Genomic DNA, 15,443 nt, shown 5'->3' on the forward strand with positions numbered 1-15,443 from the left:
ATGACCGGAACCATCTCTCCCAAGCGAACTGCCCTGCTCAACGCCGCGCGCGAACGCATCCTCGTGCTCGACGGCGCCATGGGCACGATGATCCAGAACCTCCAGCTCGACGAGGCCGCCTTCCGCGGCGAGCGCTTCAAGAACTTTCACCGCGACCTGCGCGGTAACAACGATCTCTTGATCCTGACCCAGCCGCAGGCGATCGAGGACATCCACGCCGCGTACTTGCGCGCCGGTGCCGACATCGTCGCGACCAACACGTTCTCGACGACCTCGATCGCGCAGGCCGATTACGACCTCGCCGACATCGTCTACGAGATGGCGCGTGAAGGCGCCCGCCTCGCCGGCAATGCGGCAAGGCGCGTCGCGGCCGAGGACGGCAAGCCGCGCTTCGTCGCCGGCGCCATCGGGCCGACCAACCGCACCGCCTCGATTTCGCCCGACGTTTCCAATCCCGGTTACCGCGCCGTCACCTTCGACGATTTGCGAAAATCCTATGGCGAGCAGATCCGCGGCCTGATCGACGGCGGCGTCGATCTGCTGCTGGTCGAAACCATCTTCGATACGCTCAACGCGAAGGCGGCGCTCTACGCGATCGCCGAGATCACGGAAGAACTCGGAATCGACATGCCGGTGATGGTATCGGGCACCATTACCGACAAATCCGGCCGCCTGCTCTCCGGACAGATGCCGGAAGGGTTCTGGAATTCGGTGCGCCACGCGAGGCCGATCACCATCGGCTTCAATTGCGCGCTTGGCGCCGAGGACCTGCGCGCGCATATCGCCGATATCGGCCGCGTCGCCGATACGCTCGTGTGTGCCTATCCCAATGCCGGCCTGCCGAACGAGTTCGGCCAGTATGACGAGAGCCCGGAGTACATGGCGCGCCTGATCGGCGAATTTGCCCGTGACGGCCTCGTCAACATCGTCGGCGGCTGCTGCGGTACCACACCGGACCACATTGCAGCGATCGCCGCCGCCGTGGCCACGCACAAGCCGCGCATCGTGCCGGAGATCGCGCCGCGCTTGCGGCTCTCCGGCCTCGAGCCGTTCGTGCTGACGGATGCGATCCCCTTCGTCAATGTCGGTGAGCGCACCAACGTCACAGGATCGGCCCGCTTCCGCAAGCTGATCACCGCCGGCGACTACACTGCCGCGCTGCAGGTCGCGCGCGACCAAGTCGAGAACGGCGCGCAAATTATCGACGTCAACATGGACGAGGGCCTGCTCGATTCCGAGGCGGCGATGGTGACCTTCCTCAACCTCGTCGCCGCCGAGCCCGACATCGCCCGCGTCCCCGTGATGGTCGATTCCTCGAAATTCTCGGTGATCGAGGCCGGCCTGAAATGCGTGCAGGGCAAGCCGGTCGTCAACTCGATCTCGATGAAGGAAGGCGAGGACAAGTTCATTCACGAGGCCAAGATCGCCCGCCGCCACGGCGCGGCCGTGGTCGTCATGGCGTTCGACGAGGTCGGCCAGGCCGACACGTTCGCGCGCAAGACCGAGATCTGCAAGCGCGCCTACGACATCCTCGTCAACCGCGTCGGCTTCCCGCCCGAGGATATCATATTCGATCCCAACATTTTTGCGATCGCGACCGGCATCGAGGAGCACAACAATTACGGCGTCGACTTCATCGAGGCGACGCGCTGGATCCGCCGGAACCTGCCCGGCGCGCACATCTCCGGCGGCGTGTCCAATCTGTCGTTCTCGTTCCGCGGCAACGAGCCGGTGCGCGAAGCCATGCACTCGGTGTTCCTATATCACGCCATCAAGGCCGGCATGGACATGGGCATCGTCAATGCCGGGCAGATGATCGTCTATGACGACATCGATCCGGAGCTGCGCCAGACCTGCGAGGACGTCGTCCTCAATCGCGATCCGGGTGCGTCCGAACGTCTGCTGGCGCTCGCGGAAAAATTCCGCGGCAAGAAGACGGAAAGCAAGGAAGCCGATCTCGCCTGGCGCGAATGGCCGGTGGAGAAGCGGCTGAGCCACGCGCTGGTGCACGGCATCACCGAGTTCATCGAGCAGGATACGGAAGAGGCCCGCAAATTGTCCTCGCGCCCGCTCGACGTGATCGAAGGACCGCTGATGGCCGGCATGAACGTGGTCGGCGACCTCTTTGGCGACGGCAAGATGTTCTTGCCGCAGGTGGTGAAGTCTGCGCGTGTCATGAAACAGGCGGTTGCTTATCTCATGCCGTTCATGGAGGAGGAGAAGGCGCGCAATCTTGCGAACGGCATCGGCACGGAGGGCTCCTCGTCCGCCGGCAAGATCGTGCTCGCGACCGTGAAGGGCGACGTTCACGATATCGGCAAGAACATCGTGGGCATCGTGCTCCAGTGCAACAATTTCGAGGTCATCGATCTTGGCGTGATGGTGCCGGCGGCCAAGATCGTCGAGACCGTGAAGGCGGAGAAGGCGGACATCGTCGGTCTGTCCGGCCTGATCACGCCCTCGCTCGACGAGATGGCATTCTTCGCCGGCGAGTTGCAGCGCGAAGGCCTCAAGCTGCCGCTGCTGATCGGCGGCGCCACCACGAGCCGCGTGCATACCGCGGTGAAGATCGACCCGAGCTATCGCGCCGGCCCGGTCGTGCACGTCAACGACGCCAGCCGCGCCGTCGGCGTGGCCTCCGCGCTGCTCTCGCCGGAGAAGCGCGAGGCCTATGCCGCCGAGGTGCGCGCCGAATACGCCAAGATCTCGGAGGCGCATTTGCGTGCGCAGGCGGACAAGAAGCGGCTGAAGCTGGCGGCTGCCCGCGTCAACCGCGTGCCGGTGGACTTTGCAGCAAACAAGCCGGTGAAGCCGACCTTCCTCGGCATCAAGAGCTTCGACGACTATGACCTCGCCGAGCTCGTCGACTGCATCGACTGGACGCCGTTCTTCCAGACCTGGGAGCTCGCCGGGCGCTTCCCCGCCATTCTCCACGACCCCAAGGTCGGCGAGGTCGCGCGCTCGCTCTACGACGATGCGCGCAAGATGCTCGACACCATCGTGAAGGAGAAATGGTTCCGGGCACGCGCGACGATCGGCTTCTGGCCGGCGAATGCGCAAGGCGACGACATCGTGCTCTATGCCGATGAAAGCCGGACCAAGAGCATGGCGACGCTGCACACGCTGCGCCAGCAGCTCGAAAAGCGCGAGGGCCGCTTCAACGCGGCGCTCGCCGACTTTGTCGCGCCCGTCGGCACCGGCGTGCCCGACTATGTCGGCGGCTTCGTCGTCACCGCTGGCATCGGCGAGGACGCGGTCGCCGATCGTTTCAAGCTGGCGAACGACGACTATTCCTCGATCCTGTGCAAGGCGCTGGCCGACCGCCTGGCCGAAGCCTTCGCCGAGCGCATGCATGCCCGCGTCCGCCGCGAGTTCTGGGCCTATGCGCCGGACGAGGCGCTCTCCAGCGAGGATCTGATCCTCGAAAAATATCAGGGCATTCGCCCCGCGCCCGGCTATCCCGCGCAGCCCGATCACACAGAGAAGGCGACATTGTTCGAACTGCTCGATGCGGAAAACACGGCCGGCGTGAAGTTGACCGAGAGCTTTGCGATGTGGCCGGGCTCGTCCGTCTCAGGGCTCTATTTCGCAAACCCTGCGAGCTATTATTTCGGCGTCGGCAAGATCGAGCGCGACCAGGTTGAGGACTACGCCGCACGCAAGGGCATGAGCGTAGCGGAAGCCGAGCGCTGGCTCGCGCCGGTGCTGAACTACATCCCGTCCCAGCCGGAGGCGGAAAATGCGTTTGCCGCGACGCCCGCGAATGACGAGACGCCGAAGGACCTCGGCTCGCATCCGCCGGGCTGCACCTGCGCGGTGCACCTCGTCTGGCAGAAGAAGCGCGCGGGGGCGGGGTAGGCACCCCTCTAAAACAAAAATGAGAAAACAACCCCATGCACAGTAGCGATGGGGTTGAAAAGGCTGAGCAATTTCGGTGTAGCCGAAGCCGCGTTTGCGACGTCGGGCAAAACAGGCGTAGTATTGCATCATCGGCTGCTGCGGCCGGCTGACACTCACGCCGAGTCAACGCTGTGATTCCGGGGCGCACGCAGCGCGAGCCCGGAAATCCATCGTGCGGCATCTCATGTGGGCAAATGGATTCCGGGCTCGCGCTAAGAGGCGCGCCCCGGAATGACGGAGCTGGGCAGCCCAAACATATAGCCGCCGATCCTCCCCTGGAGGGGTCCGGGACGAGCGTAGCTCGCCCGTGGATCGGTTCGCATGCAGCGCAGCGGAATGCGGACCGAGGTGGGGTGACAGTCTATCCGCGCACGCACTGCCCGTGCGGAGAGATCACCCCACCCCGCTCGCGCTTCGCGCGATCGACCCACGAGCGAGCTTCGCTCGTCTCGGACCCTCCAGGGGAGGGTGACGGCCTCACCCCTTCGGCGGAGCCAAGGGCTGCACGATCTCCTGGAACGGGGAGAGTGCCTCGCAGCGCTCGGCATGCGCCGCGAGGGCCGGATAGCGCGAGGCGTCGAACAGCTGCGGATGCGCTTCGCGGGTGAAGCGGACGACGCAGGCCGCTGCAACATCGGCATGACCGATGCGGTCGCCCAGCCAGTACGGCGTCGTCACCTTGGCGCGCTCGGCCTCGAGCACCTTCAGCACGTCCGCGATTTGTGCTTGGCAGCGCTCGACCCATAGCGCAAGCTGCTCCTTCCGCAGCACGCGCTCGTAGAGCAGGCTCACCGCCTTGTCGCCGAGGCCGGAGGCGAGCGCGCAGATGCGCAAATGGCGCCGCCGCTCGGCGCCACTGCGCGGCAGCATCGCCTTCTCGGGACCAACGAGCTCGTCGAGATAATCCAGGATGATCGTGCTCTCGATCAGCGCCTCGCCGTCGTCGAGCACCAGGGTCGGCACGCGGCGCAGCGGATTGTACGGCGCGATTTTGTCGGCATCGCCGAAGGTCGACCACGGCTTGTGCTCGAAGGCGAGGCCATAAAGCTTCAGCGCCATGGCGACGCGGCGGACGAAGGGGGAATCGTATTGGCCGATCAGGAACATGGTTGTCGCTTTTCTCGATCATTGAACAAGGCAGGGCCGATCAGTCTCCACGACCAGTTCGGTGCGGCGCAACAAAAATCTCGGAAATGGAGCATTGCGCTGGCTGCAACGAAGCGTCAGTCGCACGGTACGGACCGCCCGCTCAAAGGCCGTCCTGAATCGAGCGCTTGATGGCGGCGATCGCCGTCTCGTTGCGCTTGTACATCGTCCACTGCTTGATTCGTTTGGCGCGCACCAGCTTCGCGGCAGTCAGCACCCGCATGTGCTCGCTCAATGTCGGTGCGCTGACGCCGAGCTTTTCGGCGATCAGCAATCCGCAGACGCCGTCCTCGACCAGGTCGCCGTCGGCCTGCTCGCGAAAATGCTTCCGCGGATCCCGCAGCCATTCCAGGATCTGCAGGCGGCGTTCGTTGGCGAGCGCGCGCAAGGCAACGGCAAACTTCATTTAGCCATTTTGCTAATTACCTAATGGATGTCAACGCTCCCTTGCGCTATTCTGGACGGTATCATGACAAAGACCATGGACATCACGCGGGAGCGGATTGCGGCGACCGAGGCGGTCATCCGCCCGCATATCAGGCGCACGCCGCTTCTAAAGGCCGATCTCGCCGATTTCGACCTGCCGGCCGCGCCCGTCACGTTCAAGCTCGAAATGCTGCAGCATTCCGGATCGTTCAAGGCGCGCGGCGCCTTCGCCAATCTGTTGCTGCGCCAGGTGCCGCAGGCGGGTGTCGTCGCCGCATCCGGCGGCAATCACGGCGCGGCGGTCGCCTATGCGGCGCAGCAGCTCGGCATTCCCGCCACGATCTTCGTGCCTGACATCACCTCGCCGGCCAAGGCCGAGCGGATCAGGGGGTACGGCGCCAAGCTGATGATCGCGGGCAGCCGCTACGCCGATGCGCTCGTCGCGAGCGAGGCGCATGTCGCGCAGACCGGCGCGCTGGCCGTCCACGCCTACGACCAGGCGGAAACCCTGCTCGGACAGGGCAGCGTCGGACTGGAGTTGGAGCAGGACGCACCCGACATCGACACGCTGCTGGTGGCGGTCGGCGGCGGCGGGCTGATCGGCGGCATTGCGGCCTGGTACGCCGACAGGACGCGCATCGTCGCGGTCGAACCGGAGCAATCGCCAACCCTGCACGCTGCGTTTGAAGCGGGCGCTCCGGTCGATGCGCCGGCCGGCGGCATCGCCGCCGACAGCCTTGCGCCGCGGCGCGTCGGCGAATTGATGTTTCCGGTGGCGCGGGCTCATGTGGAGCGCGTCATCCTCGTCAGCGACGATGCGATCCGCAAAGCCCAGGCCGCGCTGTGGTCGCACTTGCGCCTCGTGGCCGAGCCCGGCGGCGCGGCCGCCTTTGCCGCGTTGCTCTCCGGCCGCTACCGTCCCTCAGCAGGCGAGCGCATCGCGGTTCTGGTCTGCGGCGCCAACACCACGGCGGTAAAGTTCGACGGCTGAGTGGGAATGATGAGGGGACCACGTGGACTGCCGCGCGTTGCCCTGGGAATTGGAAGAGCGATGACGGCGGCCACACGCCGTCATTGCGAGCGCAGCGAAGCAATCCAGAATCTCTCTGCGGAGACAGTCTGGATTGCTTCGTCGCAAGAGCTCCTCGCAATGACGGCGGGGAGACAGCCGCGATTAATCAATGATCGGCACATGCCTCGCCGCCGTGCGCGACACCGTACCATCGAGACGCGGATCGTCCGCCACCTCGATCTGGCGGCGGAAGGCGCGAAAGCCGGACCGCTGGTAGAAGGCAACGGCCGATGGATGGTCGAACGTGCAGGTGTGCACCCAGACGCGGCGGACGTCGCGTGACCACGCAAGCTCCAGCGCGCGGTTCATCAGGAAGCGGGCGGCGCCGGTGCCGATTAGCCTAGCGGTGACGCCGAAATAGGTCAGCTCGCACTGGCCGGGCTCGCGGAAGCCGAGCTCGAGCAGGCCTTCGTCGCTTCCGTCCGCGACCAGGGCGTAGACCTCGATGCCAGGCGCGTGGATGATCGCAGCGAGCTCTGCATCGGTCATGCGGGCTCGTGAGAACCACAACCACTCCTCGCCGACACGGCGGAAGAGGTCGCGGTACCAGGCAAGCGCGGGGGTATCGACCTTGCGCAGGGTCCACGCGCCAGGGGGATCGTCGCGGCGCTCCGGAGGTGCGGTCATCTCCAAATGCGTGACAACCGCCGCGATCTTGCCGGCGGGCACGTCGGAATAGCCGTCCGATATCATCATCGCGGCGTCAGGGTGATGGCTTCTGCGGTAGCGGCTTCGACCGCGGGTTGGCTGTAGAGCAGCGGCACATATTGTCCGGTCGCCCAGAGCGGGGCGAGGTCGCGGTAGTGGCCGCTGAACGGATCGCCGGATTGCCCCGGCGTGTTGATGGTGCGGCTCGCGTCCCAATTGCCGACGTCGAGCACCATCCGAAACGAGGCGCCTGAGATGAGCTGGTAGTCCGAGCGGCGATAGGTGGCGGCGCGCGGAACGTTGGCTGCGCCGCCGAAGGCGAGCGGGCCCACCGACATTTGCGCTGCGGTCGCCTTGTCGGCAAGCGGGATCAGCGCGTGGTCGAACTTGGCAACATGCAGGCGGCCCCAGCGCCAGGCCGTGCATCGTCCCCGAGCTTGCCGGCGACGTCGGCAACCGCAGCGCCCAAGCTCTCGCACAGGATCTGGTCGCGTGCGGCAGCGGGATCGGCGCCGAGCGCGGCATCAGGGGACTCGAGATAGGCGACGATCGCCGAAATGCTGGATGCCTCGGGCGCAATCAAGCCCACCGCCTTGGGCGCCGTGGTCTTCAGCAGCGTGGGGCCGAGATGATTGGCGATCCAGACCTCGAACAATGCGGCGGCGGCACTGTCGGCGGCATCGCGCGCGTCCCATGGCCTCAACAGCTCGAGACCCTTCTTCACATTGGCATCGTCCGAAGTCAGAGGCTGCAGCAGCTTGACGAGGCGCCGCCCCAGCATCGCGGTATCGTCGTTCTGCAAATCCATGGCGTCGGCGAGTGTCACTTTGCTGTTGGCCTGGAGCACCTCGACGATGCGCTGCCAGCGGGCGCTGTCGGCCCATTCGAAGCCGACCTTGCGTTCGCTGATGGGGTAATCAGGCGGAAGGTTCATCTGGTTGGCCGTGGCCAGAAAGCCCTGCTTGGGCTGATAGGCTTTTGGCAGATCGTCGAGCGACAGAAAGCCCTGCCAGTCATAGCGGCCATCGCCCGGCACCGGCATCAGACCGTCATAGTTGACGCGGCGCGGAGTCTTGCCTGCGGCAACCCAGCCGATATTGCCGCGCGTATCGGCATAGACCTGGTTCTCCGAGGGCGCGCCCCAGCGCCGCATCGCCGCGAGAAAGCCGTTCCAGTCCTTCGCGGTCATGTAGTCGGACGAGCCGAAATAGGCGGAAGTGCCGGGCTCGAACCAGATCGAGCGCACCGCGAAGGCGCGCTTGTTGCCCTCGTCGACATGAATCACCGGACCGTGCCGGGTGAACTTCAGCTCGATTTCGCGATCGCCCTCGCCTTTCACCTGCTCGGTCTCGTGGACGATGCGCATGTCCTCCCAACCATTGCCGTAACGGTACTGATTGGGATTTTGCGGATTGAGCTCATAGACGTAGAGGTCTTCCTGGTCGACATTGAAGATGGTGAGGCCAAAGGCGATGGTGCCGTTATGGCCGATCGAAATGCCGGGCAGCGCCGGCTCACCGGCGCCGATCACGGAAAGGCCGGGCGCGTTCAGCCCGACGATATAGCGCAGCGACGGCACGCTGTGCTCGCGATGCGGATCGTTGGCGAGAATCGGGCGTCCGGTCGCGGTGCGCGAAGGCGCGATCACCCAATTGTTAGAGCCGATGGTGTCGCGCTGTTGATCGGCCGCGTCCAGATAGGTGTCGGGATCATGCGCGAGCGCGGCCTGTCGCTCTTTCGGCTGCGGAAAGGCGACCGGGCGCGTCGCAAGGTCATAGGCCGCGAGCACCGCCTTCGGGACGCTACAGATCGAGGCCATCGGGGACTTTCGTCGTCCAGGCCGGCTCGAGCTTGACGCGAAACCGATCGGCCTCGAGGCCCGCCGCGCAGGCAACCAGGGAGCGCTTGACCTCCGAAGCGATATTGCGGGTGAGCCCATGGCTGCGAATACGGACGACGTCGTCCGCGGTCCAGGGATCCGGCCTGGTGCCGGCGATCCTGAACTCGATCGGCAGCGGCCGCTTGCCATCGCGAACATCCGCGACATAGGCATTGATGCCGGCAACGAACGCTTCCGCGTAGGTCTTCGCCTTGGGGCCATAGGACGCCCACTCCGCGTTCATGTCGCCGCGATAGAGGAACAGCCGCAGCGCCTTATCCTGCTCCGCATAGGCCGGGCCGAAATCCCTGGCGAGCAGCCCGAGCCCGCGCTTGCGCCAGAGATCGATCTGCCAGAGCCGGTCGCGCGCGGCGTTGAAACCCTGCAGAAAGAACAGGTCGTGCTCGTTACCGGCATAGATGTGCGGAATGCCCCAGACGTCGACCAGGATCCTGGCGGGCGCATTGAGGCCGGCGACATCGGTCTTGACTTGGCGCGCGTTCGAGAGCGGGTTCTCCTTTTCGCGTGCGGTTGCGCCGGAAGCGAGCAGCACGCTGCAGACCGCCGCGGTGCACAGCGCCCGCATGACCCGGTTGATATCCGTGTTCATTGTCGTTTCTCCCGTTGTTGTTATTTGAGCGAGCGACGTGAATCCGCTTACGCTTACCCCTCCCCCTCGTCGCTCGCCAGCACGCCCTTCACCGCTCTTGCCCATCCGGCCAGCTTTCGCTCGCGCGTCGTCTGGCTCATGTTCGGCTTGAAGCGGTGCTCGAGGCGCCAGTTGTCGGCGAATTTTGTCGGCTCGGGATAGACGCCCGCCTGGAGGCCGGCGAGGTAGGCAGCCCCGAGGGCCGTGGTCTCCTGGATCACGGGGCGGTCAACCGGGGCGTCGAGGAGATCGGCGAGGCGCTGCATGGTCCAGTCGGAGGCGGTCATGCCGCCATCGACGCGGAGCACGACGCTCGCCGTTTCCGAGCTCGGCCAGTCCGCGCGCATCGCGGCCCAGAGATCGAAGGTCTGATAGCAGACGCTTTCCAGCGCGGCGTGGGCGAGCTCGGCAGGGCCGGTGTTGCGGGTGAGGCCGAACAAGGCGCCACGGACGCGCGGATTCCAATAGGGGGCGCCCATGCCGACGAAGGCAGGGACGAGATAGACGCTCTGCATGGAATCCGACTGATCGGCGAGCGGGCCGGTTTCGGCGGCATGCTTGATGAGCCCTATACCATCGCGCAGCCATTGCACCGCCGAGCCTGCCACGAAGATCGAGCCTTCCAGCGCGTAGGTGCGCTTGCCGTCGAGCTGATAGGCGACGGTGGTGAGCAGCTTGTTCTTCGACACCACAGGCGTGGTGCCGGTGTTGAGCAGCGCAAAGCAGCCGGTGCCGTAGGTCGACTTCATCATGCCCGGGCGGAAGCAGGCCTGACCGATGGTCGCGGCCTGCTGGTCGCCGGCGATGCCTGATATCGCAATGGGCCCGCCGAACAGGTCGGGCGTGCTCTCGCCGAAGCGGGCGGAAGAGTCCTTGATCTCGGGCAGCATCGAGCGCGGCACGCCGATGATCTCCAAGAGCTCGTCGTCCCACTGGCCGGTGTGGATGTTGAACAGCAGCGTGCGCGAGGCATTGGTGGCGTCGGTGGCATGCACCTTGCCGCCGGTGAGGCGCCAGAGCAGATAGCAATCGATGGTGCCGAACATCAGCTCGCCGCGCGCGGCGCGCGCCCGCGCGCCGGGAACGTGGTCGAGGATCCAGGCCACCTTGGTGCCGGAGAAATAGGGATCGATGATCAGGCCGGTCTTCTGCGAGATCACGGGCTCGCGGCCGTCGGCTTTCAGCTTGGCGCAGATGTCTGCGGTGCGGCGGTCCTGCCAGACGATGGCGCGGTGCACGGCCTGCCCGGTGGCGCGGTCCCACACCACGGTGGTCTCGCGCTGGTTGGTGATGCCGATCGCGGCGATGTCCTTTGCATTGATGCCGGCCTGCGCGATCGCCTCGCGGCACACCATCACCGTCGAAGTCCAGATGTCCTCCGGCTCATGCTCGACCCATCCCGAGGCCGGGAAATGCTGCGGAAACTCGGCCTGCGCCTTCGCCGCGATCGAAATGTCGCTGCGAAACACGATGGCGCGCGAAGAGGTGGTGCCCTGGTCGATGGCGAGGACGAAAGACATGGCGGCTACCTCAGCGTTTTCTTGGCGTTTCCCTGGAAGGGATCATTGTGTCGCGGCAAGAAAACGGGATTGCCGGCAAGAGGTCAAGATTGGTCTCCGCTTACCCTCCCCTGGAGGGGCCCTGGAGGGGGAGGGTCGATCGCGTGAAGCGCGAGCGGGGTGGGGTGAAGCCGCAACGGCGGTCTCACATTCCTTTCAGAAAGGATCTTTTACACGCGTTCCGAAGCACCGCGTTCGCGGATGGTCTGCCACCCCGCCCCGCCGCGCATTGCATGCGCAGCGACCCTCCAGGGGAGGGTCAGAGAAGGCGCGACTATGAGCGGCGATGTTTCAGTGGTTGTGTCTCCGTCTCGCGCGATCCGTACAGCTCGATGTAGATGCGTTCGCGCACGGCCATCAGATCGCTGGCGATCTCCGAATTCCAGAAGCGGACGACGCGGTAGCCCTCGCGCTCGAGCCAGCGTTGGCGATCGAGGTCGCATGCGGCCACCTCCTCTTGGCTATGGTGTCCGCCGTCCAGTTCGATGATGAGGCGCTTGGCTGGGCAGAAGAAATCGACGACGTAGGGGCCGATCGGCGCTTGGCGGCGGAAGTGCGAGCCGTGCATCGGGAGGTCTTTGAGGACGCGCCACAGCATCCGCTCGTGCAGCGTGGTGTTGGCTCTCAGTTTCTTCGCGGCGGCGCGTCGGATCGATGTTGAGACCATTTGTGTGGCTTCATCCCACCCCGCTGCGCATTGCATGCGCAGCGACCCTCCCCCTCCAGGGGAGGGTAAGAGAAGCCGCGCCTCGATGCAACTGAACGTAGTTTCGCCGGCTACACCGCTGCCGTGGTGACGCCGCCGTCGATGACGATGGTCTGGCCGGTCATGAAGCTCGATGCGTCGGAGGCGAGGTAGGCGACGGCACCGGCGATTTCGTCGGGTTCGCCGATGCGGCGGAGCGGCGTGGTGGCGGTGCGGCGCTTCAGATTGGCTTCGTCTTCCCAGAGCGCGCGGGCGAAATCGGTCTTGACGAGTCCGGGCGCGATGCAGTTGACGCGAACGCCTTTGGGGCCCCATTCGCCGGCGAGCGAGCGGCACAGCGCGAAGTCGGCGGCTTTCGAGATGCCGTAGGCGCCGATCACGGTGGAGCCGCGCAAGCCGCCGATCGAGGAGATGATGATGACGGAGCCATTGCCGCGCTCGGCCATCTCAGGGATCGCGAGCGCGGAGAGCCAGATGTTGCTCTTGACGTTCGAGCCCATGATCTTGTCGAAGGCTTCGTCGGTGATGTCGAGCAGCGGGCCGTAATAGGGGTTCACTGCGGCGTTGCAGACGAGGATGTCGACCTTGCCGTAGTGCTTCGTTGCGCCCGAGATCAGCGCCTCGACCTCGTTCTTGCGCGCGATGTTGCAGGGAATGACGATGGCATCGCCGCCGGCGGCAATGATGCCATCGGCGACCTCCTTGCAGGCATCCGCCTTGCGCGAGGAGACCACGACCTTGGCTCCTAATTTTGCCAGCAGCTCGGCGGAGGAGCGGCCGATGCCGCGGCTGGAGCCGGTGACGACGGCCACCTTGCCGGTGAGATCGAACGGGGTGTTTTTCATTTGTTGGGCTCCGCTATGGCCGCATACTCAGTGTCATCGCCCGCGAAGGCGGGCGATCCAGTATTCCAGAGACGGCGCGGCTGGAATCGAGAAGCCGCGGTGGACTGGGCCCCTCGCCTTCGCGGGGGACGACAGGCGTCGTATGACTAGATCAATCCGCCCGTCTCCGCGACACGGCGCTGGTGGTAGTCGGTGTCGCCAAAGGTATTCTCGATCATGGTGAGGCGCTTGAAATAGTGGCCGATCTTCGCCTCCATGGTCATGCCGATGCCGCCGTGGAGCTGGATCGACTGCTGGCCGACGAATTTGGCCGACTTGCCGATCTGCACCTTGGCCGCGGCGATCGCATTGCTGCGCTCCCTGGCGTCCTCGAAATCACCGGCCATGGTCGCGAACATCGACATCGAGCGCGCCTGCTCGGCCGCGACGAACATGTCGGAGGCGCGGTGCTGGAGCGACTGGAACGAGCCGATCGGAACGCCAAACTGCTTTCGCGTCTTGATGTACTCGACCGTGGTCTTGAGCGACTCGTCCATCAAGCCGACCGCCTCGGCGCAGAGTGCGATGCGCGCCTCGTCGACGACGCGCTCGATCAGCGCGAGCGAATCCTCGGGGTTGCCGAGCACGGCGTCCGCGCCGATTTCGACGCCGGTAAAGGTGACGTCGGCAGCATGCAGGCCGTCCTGGGTCGGATAGCCCTTCTTAGCTACGCCTTTTGCATTGGCGGGGACCAGGAACACGCCGATGCCCTTATGATCGCGGCGCTCGCCCTTGGTGCGCGCGGTGACGATCAGGGTATCGGCGTTCTCGCCGTTGAGCACGACGAACTTCTCGCCGTCGATCACCCAACCTTCGCTCTTCTTCTTCGCCGTCGTGGTGACGTCGAACAGATCGTAGCGCGAGTTCTTCTCGAGCTGGGCGAACGCCAGCGTCTTGCTGCCGTCGATGATCCCTGGCACGTGCGCGGCCTTCTGCGCGTCGCTGCCGGCATGGCGCAGGAAGCCGCCGCCGATCACCACCGTGGCGAGATAAGGCTCGAGCACCAGCGCCTTGCCGAGCGCTTCCATCACGATCATGGTCTCGACGCCGCCGCCACCGAAGCCGCCATCGGTCTCTGCGAAGGGCAGGCCGAGCAGGCCCTGCTCGGCGAGCTTGAGCCAGACGGTTTTGCTCCAGCCGCCCTTCTCCTTCATATACTTCTTGCGGCTCTCGAAATCGTAGGAATCGGTCAAGAGGCCGTCGATGCTTTCCTTGAGAAGCCGCTGCTCCTCGGACAGGTCAAAATCCATGTTGCTTGGTTCCTCGTACCCGGAATTAATGCTTCGTCATTCCGGGACACGCGCGGAAGCGCGTGGACCCGGAAATCCAGAGTTTGTGGCGCGAGATTCCGGGTTCGCGCTGACGCGCGCCCCGGAATGACGCTAAAGCCCCAGCACCGCCTTGGCGATGATGTTGCGCTGGATCTCGTTGGAGCCGCCGTAGATCGAGACCTTGCGGTTGTTGAAATAGCTCGGTGCGATCTGGGCGGTCCAGTCCATGGCTTCGTTGGAGCCGTCGTCGCCGTGCACGTCGTAAGGCGCGGCGAACGGACCGATCACTTCCATCAACAGCTCGGTGGTGGTCTGCTGGATCTCGGAGCCCTTGATCTTTAGCACGGACGAAGCCGGATTGGGCTTGCCCTTGCCGTGCTTGCCTTCGTCGGCGACGACGCGAAGCTGGGTCAGCTCCAGCGCCTTCAGCTCGATCTCGCAGGCCGCGAGCTTCTCGCGGAAGGCGGGATCCTGGATGATCGGCTTGCCGCCGGACTCGACCTTCGACGCCAGATCCTTGATGCGGCGGATGCGCTCCTTGGAGACGCCGACGCGGGCAATGCCGGTGCGCTCATTGCCGAGCAGGAATTTGGCGTAGTCCCAGCCCTTGTTCTCCTCGCCGATCAGGTTCTCGTAGGGAACCTCGACGTCGTCGACGAAGACCTCGTTGACCTCGGCGCCGCCGTCGATGGTCTGGATCGGACGCACGGTGACGCCTTTCGACTTCATCGAGAACACGATGAAGGAGATGCCCATCTGCTTCTTGGCGGCGGGATCGGTGCGGCAGAGGCAGAAGATCATGTCGGCGTGCTGGGCCAGCGTGGTCCAGGTCTTCTGGCCGTTGATGATCCATTTGTCGCCCTTGCGCTCGGCTTTCGTCTTCAGCGAGGCGAGGTCGGAGCCGGAGCCGGGCTCCGAAAATCCCTGGCACCACCAATCGTCGACATTGGCGATGCGCGGCAGGTACTTCTTCTTCTGCTCCTCGTTGCCGAAGGTGTAGATGACCGGGCCGACCATGCTGACGCCGAAGGCGAGCGGCTGCGGCGCTGGATAGGACTGCAGCTCCTCGTTGAAGATGTAGTGCTGCACGCTTGTCCACCCCGTGCCGCCATATTCCTTCGGCCAGTGGCTGACGCCCCAGCCCTTCTTGTTGAGGATGCGCCACCATGTCACCATCTCGTCCTTCGAGAGGTGGCGGCCCTCGACCAGCTTGCGCCGCGTATCCGGCGGCACGTTGTCGCGCAAGAACTGCCGCACTTCCTCGCGAAACGCCTGCTCTTCTTTCGTGAATGCGAGATCCATC

10 protein-coding genes and 1 pseudogene are annotated in these 15,443 nt (G+C 65.0%); 2 read left to right on the top strand and 9 right to left on the bottom strand.

The annotated features are described in order from the left end of the window. Window positions 1-3,858: a methionine synthase gene (gene metH / locus IVB01_RS29110; protein ID WP_247277856.1), complete on the top strand. Its 3,858-nt coding sequence runs from the start codon at window positions 1-3 to the stop codon at window positions 3,856-3,858. Window positions 3,859-4,377: 519 nt separating this feature from the next. Here the strand turns inward: metH and IVB01_RS29115 are convergent. Next, a complete protein-coding gene (locus tag IVB01_RS29115; protein WP_247277857.1) occupies window positions 4,378-5,007 on the bottom strand; it encodes a glutathione S-transferase family protein in 630 nt (209 codons plus the stop codon). Window positions 5,008-5,149: 142 nt separating this feature from the next. Next, entirely contained in the window at window positions 5,150-5,452 is a 303-nt protein-coding gene (locus tag IVB01_RS29120; RefSeq protein ID WP_247277858.1) for a winged helix-turn-helix domain-containing protein, read from the bottom strand. Between the two features lie 63 nt (window positions 5,453-5,515). On the opposite strand from IVB01_RS29120, the gene IVB01_RS29125 reads away from it, so the two are divergent. Continuing rightward, the gene (locus IVB01_RS29125; RefSeq protein WP_247277859.1) at window positions 5,516-6,463 is read left to right on the top strand and encodes a threonine/serine dehydratase; all 948 of its coding nucleotides are present in this window, start codon (window positions 5,516-5,518) and stop codon (window positions 6,461-6,463) included. A gap of 183 nt (window positions 6,464-6,646) precedes the next feature. On the opposite strand, the gene IVB01_RS29130 is transcribed toward IVB01_RS29125, so the two are convergent. The 7 genes and pseudogenes from IVB01_RS29130 to pimC form a co-directional block, all read right to left on the bottom strand. Beyond that, window positions 6,647-7,240 carry a GNAT family N-acetyltransferase gene (locus tag IVB01_RS29130; protein WP_247277860.1) on the bottom strand — a complete coding sequence of 198 codons (594 nt, stop codon included), beginning with the start codon at window positions 7,238-7,240 and terminating at the stop codon, window positions 6,647-6,649. Continuing rightward, window positions 7,237-9,681: pseudogene (locus IVB01_RS29135) on the bottom strand (penicillin acylase family protein). Before IVB01_RS29135 ends, IVB01_RS29130 begins: the two are co-directional and overlap by 4 nt. A 53-nt stretch (window positions 9,682-9,734) precedes the next feature. Next, entirely contained in the window at window positions 9,735-11,240 is a 1,506-nt protein-coding gene (glpK, locus tag IVB01_RS29140; RefSeq protein ID WP_247495081.1) for a glycerol kinase GlpK, read from the bottom strand. Window positions 11,241-11,553: 313 nt separating this feature from the next. After that, a complete protein-coding gene (locus IVB01_RS29145) occupies window positions 11,554-11,946 on the bottom strand; it encodes an endonuclease domain-containing protein (RefSeq protein ID WP_247277863.1) in 393 nt (130 codons plus the stop codon). Window positions 11,947-12,056: 110 nt separating this feature from the next. Continuing rightward, complete coding sequence (locus tag IVB01_RS29150) at window positions 12,057-12,830, bottom strand: SDR family oxidoreductase (RefSeq protein WP_247277864.1); 774 nt, start codon at window positions 12,828-12,830, stop codon at window positions 12,057-12,059. Window positions 12,831-12,976: 146 nt separating this feature from the next. After that, entirely contained in the window at window positions 12,977-14,119 is a 1,143-nt protein-coding gene (pimD, locus tag IVB01_RS29155) for a pimeloyl-CoA dehydrogenase small subunit (protein ID WP_247277865.1), read from the bottom strand. Between the two features lie 132 nt (window positions 14,120-14,251). Beyond that, window positions 14,252-15,442, bottom strand: coding sequence for a pimeloyl-CoA dehydrogenase large subunit (gene pimC / locus IVB01_RS29160; RefSeq protein WP_247495082.1), 1,191 nt, complete (start codon window positions 15,440-15,442; stop codon window positions 14,252-14,254). Window position 15,443 lies beyond the last annotated feature (1 nt).

The organism is Bradyrhizobium sp. 164, from assembly GCF_023073715.1.
Lineage (GTDB): Bacteria > Pseudomonadota > Alphaproteobacteria > Rhizobiales > Xanthobacteraceae > Bradyrhizobium.

What these genes read in the sequence shown, in the direction of transcription:
- metH (WP_247277856.1), top strand. Translation starts at nt 1, where the DNA reads ATGACCGGAACCATCTCTCCCAAGCGAACTGCCCTGCTCAACGCCGCG.
- IVB01_RS29115 (WP_247277857.1), bottom strand. Translation starts at nt 5,007, where the DNA reads ATGTTCCTGATCGGCCAATACGATTCCCCCTTCGTCCGCCGCGTCGCC.
- IVB01_RS29120 (WP_247277858.1), bottom strand. Translation starts at nt 5,452, where the DNA reads ATGAAGTTTGCCGTTGCCTTGCGCGCGCTCGCCAACGAACGCCGCCTG.
- IVB01_RS29125 (WP_247277859.1), top strand. Translation starts at nt 5,516, where the DNA reads ATGACAAAGACCATGGACATCACGCGGGAGCGGATTGCGGCGACCGAG.
- IVB01_RS29130 (WP_247277860.1), bottom strand. Translation starts at nt 7,240, where the DNA reads ATGATGATATCGGACGGCTATTCCGACGTGCCCGCCGGCAAGATCGCG.
- glpK (WP_247495081.1), bottom strand. Translation starts at nt 11,240, where the DNA reads ATGTCTTTCGTCCTCGCCATCGACCAGGGCACCACCTCTTCGCGCGCC.
- IVB01_RS29145 (WP_247277863.1), bottom strand. Translation starts at nt 11,946, where the DNA reads ATGGTCTCAACATCGATCCGACGCGCCGCCGCGAAGAAACTGAGAGCC.
- IVB01_RS29150 (WP_247277864.1), bottom strand. Translation starts at nt 12,830, where the DNA reads ATGAAAAACACCCCGTTCGATCTCACCGGCAAGGTGGCCGTCGTCACC.
- pimD (WP_247277865.1), bottom strand. Translation starts at nt 14,119, where the DNA reads ATGGATTTTGACCTGTCCGAGGAGCAGCGGCTTCTCAAGGAAAGCATC.
- pimC (WP_247495082.1), bottom strand. Translation starts at nt 15,442, where the DNA reads ATGGATCTCGCATTCACGAAAGAAGAGCAGGCGTTTCGCGAGGAAGTG.